Below are 9,163 nucleotides of genomic sequence, written 5' to 3'. Positions count from 1 at the left end.
GCCCGAGGCCGTCACCCCGCGCACGCGCCCGGCCCCGCCGGCCGTCCCGGCCCCGCCGCCCGCGGCCAAGTCCACCCGCGACCCCGCGGCCATCCTCTCCGGTAGCGAGAGCGCCACACCCCCGTCGGTCACGAATCCGCCGCCTTCGACCACGACGCGGTCCACCCGTGCCGAGGTTGATGCGTTCACGTACTTCGTGCAGGTGGGTGCCTTCTCGCGCGTGGAAGACGCCGAGCAGCAACGTGCGCGGCTGGCGATGCTGGGCTACACGGCCCGCGTCACCGAGCGCGAGCAAAGCGGCCGGACCGTCTACCGCGTGCGGCTTGGCCCCTTCGAACGCAAGGAAGAGGCCGAGATGACGCAGGACCGCCTGCGCGGCAGCACCATCGAATCGGCCCTGGTGCGCGTGGAGCGTTGAGCGCCCGGAGACGAGCTTTTCAAGCCCTGGCGGGCCGCCTCCCCCGCCGCGGCCATTGACCCGAGGAACCGGAACACATGAAACGTCGCGAATTCACCTGCGCCCTGGCCGCTGCCGGGCTGGCCCTGGGCGCTTCTCCCGCTGCGCAGGCTCAGGCCGGCTTCACCGAAGGCAAGGACTACGTGAAGCTGGGCACCCCGGCACCCACGTCCTCGCCGGGCAAGATCGAGGTGGTCGAGTTCTTCTGGTACGGCTGCCCGCACTGCAACGCCTTCGAGCCCCAGCTCGACGCCTGGAGCAAGAAGGTGCCCGCCGACGTGGCCTTCCGCCGCGTCCCCGTGGCCTTCACGGCGCTGCACGAGACGCATGCCCGCGTGTTCTACGCGCTGGAGGCGATGGGGCAGGTCGAGGCGATGCACCGCAGGGTCTTCGCCGCCATCCATCAGCAGCGCAAGCGCCTGGACAAGGAAGCCGACATCGTCGCCTTCATGACCGAGAACGGCTTGGACGGTGCCAAGTTCACCGAAGCCTTCAAGTCCTTCGGCGTGGCGACCAAGGTGCGCCAGGCCAAGTCGCTCTCCGAGGCCTACAAGATCGACGGCGTGCCTTCCATGGGCATCCAGGGCCGCTTCTTCACCTCCGGCTCGCTGGCCGGCTCCAACGAGCGCGCGCTGGCCACCACCGAATACCTGATCGGCGTGGTACGCAAGAACGGCTGATGAGGCCGATGCGCCGGCCGTGACAATTCACCGAGCCGGAGCCTTTCCCGAACAGGAGGCGCGCCACCGGCGCGCAGGGCACGAACTGTGGCTAGAATGGTCTGCAAGTTTCGTGCCCTTATGAGCCCATACCGCCTCCGAACCCTATGCATGAGCGCCGCGCTGGCCCTGGCCTGCGGCGCCGTCCAGGCCGACAAGGCCGACCGCAGCCAGCCGCTGGTGATCGAGGCCAACAAGCCCGGCACGGTGGACATGCTCAAGCAGGTCGTTGTCTTCAACGGCAACGTCGTGGTGACGCAGGGCACCATGCGCATCAAGGCTGAGCGCATGGAGCTGCGCGAGGTGGGCGAGGGTCACCGCACCGCCACCGCGCTGGGCGTGCCGGGAACGCAGGCCACCTTCCGCCAGAAGCGCGAGGGCCTGGACGAGTACATCGAGGGCACGGCCGACCGCATCGACTACGACAGCCGCAGCGATCTGCTCAAGCTCACCGGCAACGCCCACGTGCGGCGCCTGCGCGGCAGCAACGTGGCCGACGAGATCACCGGCGAGCTCATCACCTACGACAACCGCGCCGAGCTCTTCAGCGTGGCCGGCGACAACGCCTCGGGTGGCCGCGTGCGCGCGGTGCTCACGCCACCGCCGCCGGCCGCTTCCGGCGCCTCGCGCTGATGAACACCGTCCTGAACGCCATCCCGGACACGCAGCCGGGCCCGGCCAGCCGGCTCGAAGCCGAGGGGTTGCAGAAGCGCTACGGCGCGCGCCAGGTGGTCAAGGAAGTGCACCTGGCCGTGGGCGCGGGCGAGGTGGTCGGGCTGCTGGGGCCCAACGGCGCGGGCAAGACCACGACCTTCTACATGGTGGTGGGCCTGGTGCGCGCGGATGCCGGGCGCATCCTCATCGACGGGCAGGAGGTGCAGCAGCGCCCCATCCACCAGCGCTCGCGGCTGGGGCTGTCGTATTTGCCGCAGGAGGCCTCGATCTTCCGCAAGCTCACGGTCGAGGAGAACGTGCGCGCGGTGCTGGAGCTGCAGCTCGACGCGCAGGGGCGGCCGCTCAAGGCACAAGCCATCTCCACCATGCTGGAAGAGCTGCTGTCGGAGCTGGGCATCGAGAAGCTGCGCCACAGTCCGGCGCCGGCGCTCTCCGGCGGCGAGCGCCGCCGCGTGGAGATCGCCCGCGCGCTGGCCACGCAGCCGCGCTTCATCCTGCTGGACGAGCCCTTCGCGGGCGTGGACCCGATCGCCGTGATCGAGATCCAGCGAATCATCGGGTTCCTCAAGGCACGCGGCATCGGCGTGCTGATCACGGACCACAACGTGCGCGAGACGCTGGGCATCTGCGACCGCGCCTACATCATCAGTGAGGGCCGCGTGCTGGCCGAAGGCACGCCGATGGAGATCGTCGAGAACGCCGACGTGCGCAAGGTCTACCTCGGCGAGCACTTCCGGATGTGAATGAACTGAAGTTGGGGAAGTCATGAAACCGTCCTTGCAAGTCCGGCTGTCGCAGCACCTGGCGCTGACGCCGCAGTTGCAGCAGTCGATCCGGCTGCTGCAGCTCTCGACGCTGGAGCTGCATCAGGAAGTCGAGCAGATGCTCGAACAGAACCCGTTCCTGGAAGCCGACGAGGACGGCGTTCCGACCTTCGAGCAGAGCCTGGACCGCGCCGCCGCGCCCGAGCGCAGCAGCAGCGAGGGCAGCGAGCGCGACGACACCGACGGTCGCGACGACGCCGACGTGCACGGCGTGGACAGCGCCGAGTTCGGCGCCACCGAGCGCGAGGACTGGGAAAACGGCACCGAGCGCGACGACTTCGACGGCATCCGCGAGACGCCGTCCTCCGGCGCCGGCGGCGACGAGGACTTCGAGCCCCAGGAGCGCGGTAGCGGCGGCATCTCGCTGCAGGAGCACCTGCGCACGCAACTGCTGGGCATGCGGCTGTCAGCGGAGGACGCCGCGGCGGTGCACGTGCTCATCGAGTCGCTCAACGACGACGGCTACCTGGCCGACCCGCTGGAGGAGATCGCCGCGCAGCTCATGCCCGGCGAGGGCGAGGAAATCGAGGAGGCGCGCGAGGATCTGCTGGGCCGGCTGCGCTGCGCGCTGCGCTGGCTGCAGAGCATGGAGCCCACCGGCGTGGGCGCGCGCGACCTCCCGGAATGCCTGGTGCTGCAGCTGCAGGCGCAGGAGCCCTGCGCGGCGCAGGCGGTGGCCATCGCGGTGTGCCGCGAGCACCTGGAACTGCTGGCCAAGCGCGACACGCGCCGCCTCATGGCGCTCACGCATGCCGACGAAGACCTGTTGCGCGAGGCGCAGACGCTCATCCGCGGCTGCGAGCCCAAGCCCGGGCGACCCTTCGTGCGCGCCGAGGCCAACATCGTCGTGCCCGACGTGATCGTGCAAAAGGCCGGCCGGGGCTGGAAGGTGGTGCTCAATCCGGACGTGATGCCCAAGCTGCGCATCAACGACCTCTACGCCCAGGCCATCCGCGGCCAGCGCAGCGGCTCGGGCGCCGGGCTGTCGGCGCGGCTGCAGGAGGCGCGCTGGTTCATGAAGAACATCCTCCAGCGCTTCGACACCATCCTGCGCGTGTCCACCGCCATCGTGGAGCGGCAGAAAGCCTTCTTCACCCACGGCGAGATCGCAATGAAGCCGCTGGTGCTGCGCGAGATCGCCGATGAGCTGGGGCTGCACGAGTCCACCATCTCGCGCGTGACCACGGCCAAGTACATGGCCACGCCCTACGGCACCTTCGAGCTGAAGTATTTCTTCGGCTCCTCGCTCAACACCGACGCCGGCGGCAACGCCTCCAGCACCGCGGTGCGCGCGCTGATCAAGCAGTTCATTGGCGCGGAAGACGCCAAGAAGCCGCTGTCGGACAGCCAGCTCAGCGCGATGCTGGAAGAGCAGGGCATCCAGGTGGCGCGCCGCACGGTGGCCAAGTACCGCGAGGCGCTCAAGATCGCGCCGGCCAATCTGCGCAAGGCGCTGTAACCCCGCCGCTACAGCCTTCTTTTTCAAGCCCTTCGGCGCGTCCGGGGCCGCTGGGCAGCCCCGGCTTGCGTGGGGTGCTGCACGGTCCGGTCCAGGATTTGCCCCAGGGGCCTCCGCTCCAGGACCAATTCCGTGACCGAAACCGTTCTTTTCCTGCCCTGCGCCGCCGGGGTGGAGCCACTGCTCGCCGATGAAGCCCAGCGCATCACCGCGCTGGACGAGCGCGACATCGAGCCGCTGCGCGGCGGCGTGCGCGTGCACGGGGAGCTGCGCACGGCCCTGCAGCTCAACCTGCACAGCCGCCTGGCGCAGCGCGTGCTGCTGGAGCTGACCTGGGGTCCGTACCGCGACGAGCATGACCTCTACGACCTGGCGCGGCGGGTGCGCTGGGACGACTGGATCACGCCGCGCCAGACGCTGCGCGTGGACAGCACGGCGCAGCGCTCGCCGCTGCGCAGCCTCAACTTCGCCAACCTGCGCATCAAGGACGCGGTGTGCGACGTGATGCGCGAGCGCTGTGGCGAGCGCCCCAGCGTGGACACGCGCCATCCCGAGCTGCCGCTGGTGCTGCACCTGGGCCCGGAGCAGGCGATGCTCTATGTGGACCTTTCGGGCGAGGCCCTGTTCAAGCGCGGCTGGCGCGAGGTGCAGGGCGAGGCGCCGCTGAAGGAGACGCTGGCCGCGGCGATGCTGGCGGCCGCAGGCTGGCAGGGCCGCGCGGAGGACCCGCCGCTGCTGGACCCGTGCTGCGGCGCCGGCACCATTGCCATCGAGGCGGCGCAGCTGGCTTGCGGCGTCGCGCCTGGAATGCAGCGGCGCTTCGCCTTCGAGCGCCTGGGGCCGTTCCGGGCGCTGCTGCCGCAGTGGCGCGAGCTGCAGCAGGCCGCGCGCGCCGCGGTGCACGCGCCGCGCACGCAGGTGCACGCCGGCGACGTGGCCTTCCGCATGACCGACTTCGCCACCCGCAATGCCGAGCGCGCCGGCGTGGCGCGGGCCATCCAGTTCAAGACCGCCGATGCGCTGCAGCGCCCGGCGCCCGCCGACGCGGGCGTGCTGATGCTCAACCCGCCCTACGGCGAGCGCCTCGCACCCAAGGGCCACGGGCAGGCGCCGGCCGCGGCGCGCGAGAGCTTCGAGGGCGGCGGCAGTTCGGAAGCCTTCTTCACCGGGCTGGCGTCGCACTGGAAGCGCCACTACGCCGGCTGGACCGCGTGGGTGCTGACGCCCGACATGAAATTGCCCTCGCTCATGCGGCTCAAGGAGAGCCGCCGCGTTCCGATGTGGAACGGCCCCATCGAATGCCGGCTGTTCCGCTTCGATCTCGTGGCCGGCTCGGCACGCCGCACGGCCCCTGCAGCGCTCGGCGGCGACCCGCCCGGCACCTGAAGCCGCTCCGGATGAGGATCTTCCGCAGTCTTCCGCACTCAGCCGAGCGCGCTCACGCCCAGCCAGGACAGCGCCGCCAGCGGCGCGGTGTCAGCGCGCAGCACGCGCGAGCCCAGCGTCACGGGCACGAAGCCGTGGTCGCGCACGGTGGCCTCCTCGACACTGGAGAGGCCACCTTCCGGGCCGCTGAGGAAGGTCACCGGCTGCGACAGCGGCGAGGGCACCGCGCGCGGCAGGGGCTGCGTGTCCGCCGCCAGGCTCAGCACCAGGCGCCGGCCCGGCTCGGCATCGAGCTGCAGCCACTCGTGCAGCGTGCGCATGGGCAGCAGCGTCGGCACGCGGTTGCGCCCGCACTGTTCGCACGCGGACACCGCCACCGCCTGCCAGTGCGCCACCTTGCGCGCGGCGCGCTCGTCGGCCAGGCGCAGCACCGAGCGCTCCATGAGCAGCGGCTGGATGGCGGCCACGCCGAGCTCGGTGGCCTTTTCCACCAGCGCGTCCATGCGGTCGTTGGCCGGCACGCCCAGCGCCAGCGTCACCGGCATGGGCAACTCGCGCTCCAGCGCCTCGTGCTGCAGCACCTGCACGCTCACCGAGCGCCGGCCCATCTGCAGCACCTGGGCGCGCCACTGGCCGCCCCGGCCATCGAACAGGGTCACGCTGGCACCCGGCTGCAGGCGCAGCACCTGGACATGACGGGCTGCCGCTTCGGGCAGATCGATTTCCGCGCCGGCCGACAGGGCCAGCGCCACATGCATACGGGGATTCATTGCGGCCGCGAGTGTGCCGCAGCGCCGGGCGCAGCCCGCGCTGCCGGGGCGCGCAGACGGGTCATCAACGGGTCGAAGGGAGCTTTGGCATGAATTTCGACGCACCGACAACCCTCTCGGGCCTGCTGGTGGGCATCGTGGTGGGGCTCACCGGCGTAGGCGGCGGCGCCCTGATGACGCCGATCCTGGTGCTGTTCTTCGGCATCGCCCCGCAGACGGCCGTGGGCACCGACCTGCTGGTAGCGGCCGTTACCAAGATGTTCGGCACCGCCGTGCACCACCGCCACGGCAGCGTGGACTGGCAGGTGGTGCGCCGCCTGGCACTGGGCAGCCTGCCCGCGGCGGCGTTGACGCTGGTATGGATGCAGTGGTCGGGCTCGTCGCGCGTGAGCGACGGGCTGATCATCAACGCCGTGGCCGTGGCGCTGATGGCCACCGCCGCGGGCATGCTGCTCAAGCCCTGGCTGCACCGGACCGGGCGCCGCCAGCGCATCGGGCGGCCCGAGGTGTTCAAGAAGCTGCAGCGCTGGCTGACCTCGGTGGCCGGCGCGGTGCTGGGCGTGCTGGTGACGCTGACGTCCATCGGCGCCGGCGCGCTGGGCACGGTGATGATGGTGCACCTCTACCCGCTGCGGCTGACGCCGCACAAGCTCGTGGGCACCGACCTCGCGCACGCCATCCCGCTGGCGCTGATCGCGGGCCTGGGTCACCTGTTCATCGGCAACGTCAACGGCACGCTGCTGGTGAACCTGTTGCTGGGCTCCATCCCCGGCGTGCTGCTGGGCTCGGTGGCGGCCTCGAAGGTGCCCACGCGCTGGGTGCAGGGCTCGATCTCGGTGGTGCTGGTGACGGTGGGCGTGAAGATGCTGCTGCACTGAGCGTGCCGCCAGCGCCACCCGTTGAGGCCCCGGCACGCCGGGGGGCCTCGGCCTTTCAGGGCCTCAGGAATCGGCCTTGGCCTGCTGCTGCTCGCGCAACTCGCGGCGCAGCACCTTGCCCACGGGCGACTTGGGCAGGTCGTTGCGGAACTCCACCACCTTGGGCCGCTTGTAGCCGGTGAGGTTGGCTTCGCAGTAGCCGCGCACCTGATCCTCGGTGAGGTCCGGGTCCTTCTTGACGATGATCACCTTCACCGCCTCGCCGGCCTTGCCGTCGGGCACACCCACCGCGGCGCACTCCAGCACGCCGGGCAGTTGCGTGAGCACATCCTCGACCTCGTTCGGGTACACGTTGAAGCCGCTGACCAGGATCATGTCCTTCTTGCGGTCCACGATGCGGAAATAGCCGCGCTCGTCCATGGTGCCGATGTCGCCGGTGCGGAAGAAACCGTCGGCGGTCATGGCGCGCACGGTCTCGTCGGGCCGCTGCCAGTAACCGGCCATGAGCTGCGGGCCGCGCACCGCGATCTCGCCGGGCTGCCCTGGCGGCACCGGGTTGCCGGCATCGTCCAGCAGCGTCAGCTCGGTGCTGGGCAGCGGCAGCCCGATGGTGCCGTTGAACTGCGTGTTGTTCACCGGGTTGCAGGCCACGGAGGGAGAGGTCTCCGACAGCCCATAGCCCTCGACGATGGGGCAGCCCGTCTTCTGCAGCCACAGCCGCGCCGTGGCTTGTTGCACCGCCATGCCGCCGCCCACGCAGATGACGAGATGGCTCCAGTCCACCGTGCCGAAGTCCTTGTGGTTGGCCAGCGCGTTGAACAGCGTGTTGACGGCCGGGAAGCTGTGGAAGCGCTGCTTGGACAGCGTCTTGAGCAGCGCCGGCAGGTCGCGCGCGTTGGGGATGAGGATGCAGCTGCCGCCCACGCGCATGGACAGCAGCACGATCGTGGAGAAGCCGAAGATGTGATAGATCGGTAGCGCGCAGACGGTCACGAGTTGCTCGCCCTGCACGACCCGTCCCAGCGCCGGCCGGTACCAAGCCTCGGACTGCAGGATGTTGGCCACCAGGTTGCGATGCAGCAGCACCGCCCCCTTGCTCACGCCGGTGGTGCCGCCGGTGTACTGCAGCACCGCCACGTCGTCCGGGCCCACGGCGGGGAACTTGGGCGTCAGCCCGCGCCCGCGCGCCAGCGCGTCGTTGAAGCGGATCGCCTTGGGCAGCGAGAAGGCCGGCACCATTTTCTTGACGCGGCGCACCACGTGGTTCACCAGCGCACCCTTGACGAAGCCGAGCAGGTCGCCCATGGTCGCCAGCACCACCGTGTGCAGCTGCGGCAGCTCGCCCAGCACGCGCTGCAGCGTGGCGGCGAAGTTCTCCAGGACCACGATGGCCTGCGCGCCGGCGTCGCGCAGCTGATGCTCCAGCTCGCGCGCGGTGTAGAGCGGGTTGACGTTGACGACGATGCAGCCCGCGCGCAGCACCCCGGCCAGGGCCACCAGGTACTGCGGCGTGTTGGGCAGCATGATGGCCACGCGGTCACCCTTCTTGAGCCCTTGCGCCTGCAGGAAGGCGGCAAACGCGACCGAGAGCGTGTCGATGCGCCCGTAATCGAAGCTGCGGCCCAGGAAGGTGCAGATGGGCAGGTTGCGGTGTCGCTGGAAGCTTTCTTCCAGCAGGGCTACCAGGGAGGGGTACAGCGACGTGTCCACTTCTGCCGGCACGCCTTCGGGATACTGCTTCAACCAGATTTTTTCCATGTGCCGACAGCGACTCCGCAACTGGGAACATTCTGGGCCGGCCCCGCAGGGCGGGCATGAGGGGATTCGATAGCGGCCCGATAGCGGCCCTCGTGCCCGGCGCATGCGAGCCGGGCCGGCAAAGAAAAGGCCGCCTGCAGGCGGCCTCGAGGCAGGCTCGTGCCGTGGCTCACTCCACGGCTTTGACCATCTCCTCCACGACCTTCTTGGCATCGCCGAAGACCATCATGGTCTTGT

9 protein-coding genes are annotated in these 9,163 nt (G+C 70.2%); 7 read left to right on the top strand and 2 right to left on the bottom strand.

The annotated features are described in order from the left end of the window. The 6 genes from Q0741_RS15435 to Q0741_RS15410 form a co-directional block, all read left to right on the top strand. Positions 1–418, top strand: a 418-nt coding sequence (locus Q0741_RS15435; protein WP_298234101.1) for an SPOR domain-containing protein, incomplete at its 5' end; no start/stop codon positions are given. 77 nt (positions 419–495) lie between these two features. Beyond that, complete coding sequence (locus Q0741_RS15430) at positions 496–1,137, top strand: thiol:disulfide interchange protein DsbA/DsbL (RefSeq protein WP_298234100.1); 642 nt, start codon at positions 496–498, stop codon at positions 1,135–1,137. A gap of 150 nt (positions 1,138–1,287) precedes the next feature. Continuing rightward, positions 1,288–1,809 carry a lipopolysaccharide transport periplasmic protein LptA gene (gene lptA / locus Q0741_RS15425; RefSeq protein WP_298234099.1) on the top strand — a complete coding sequence of 174 codons (522 nt, stop codon included), beginning with the start codon at positions 1,288–1,290 and terminating at the stop codon, positions 1,807–1,809. Next, positions 1,809–2,594, top strand: a complete 786-nt coding sequence (gene lptB, locus Q0741_RS15420; RefSeq protein WP_298234098.1) for an LPS export ABC transporter ATP-binding protein — start codon at positions 1,809–1,811, stop codon at positions 2,592–2,594. Before lptA ends, lptB begins: the two co-directional genes overlap by 1 nt. A 22-nt stretch (positions 2,595–2,616) precedes the next feature. Next, positions 2,617–4,134: an RNA polymerase factor sigma-54 gene (locus Q0741_RS15415; RefSeq protein ID WP_298234097.1), complete on the top strand. Its 1,518-nt coding sequence runs from the start codon at positions 2,617–2,619 to the stop codon at positions 4,132–4,134. 132 nt (positions 4,135–4,266) lie between these two features. Continuing rightward, positions 4,267–5,520 carry a THUMP domain-containing protein gene (locus tag Q0741_RS15410; protein ID WP_298234096.1) on the top strand — a complete coding sequence of 418 codons (1,254 nt, stop codon included), beginning with the start codon at positions 4,267–4,269 and terminating at the stop codon, positions 5,518–5,520. A gap of 38 nt (positions 5,521–5,558) precedes the next feature. Here Q0741_RS15410 and Q0741_RS15405 read toward each other — a convergent pair whose 3' ends face one another. Next, entirely contained in the window at positions 5,559–6,290 is a 732-nt protein-coding gene (locus Q0741_RS15405) for a 16S rRNA (uracil(1498)-N(3))-methyltransferase (protein ID WP_298234095.1), read from the bottom strand. Positions 6,291–6,379: 89 nt separating this feature from the next. Between Q0741_RS15405 and Q0741_RS15400 the strand changes: the two genes are divergently transcribed. Continuing rightward, entirely contained in the window at positions 6,380–7,168 is a 789-nt protein-coding gene (locus Q0741_RS15400; protein WP_298234094.1) for a sulfite exporter TauE/SafE family protein, read from the top strand. A 63-nt stretch (positions 7,169–7,231) separates the two neighbouring features. Here the strand turns inward: Q0741_RS15400 and Q0741_RS15395 are convergent, their stop codons facing one another. Beyond that, a complete protein-coding gene (locus Q0741_RS15395; RefSeq protein ID WP_298234093.1) occupies positions 7,232–8,926 on the bottom strand; it encodes a long-chain-fatty-acid--CoA ligase in 1,695 nt (564 codons plus the stop codon). Positions 8,927–9,163: the final 237 nt, after the last annotated feature.

The sequence above is a fragment of the uncultured Azohydromonas sp. genome (genome assembly GCF_937926365.1).
GTDB lineage: Bacteria > Pseudomonadota > Gammaproteobacteria > Burkholderiales > Burkholderiaceae_C > Azohydromonas.
The sequence above is the reverse complement of the archived record's forward strand: the minus strand, read 5'-3'. Positions and strand labels throughout refer to the sequence as shown.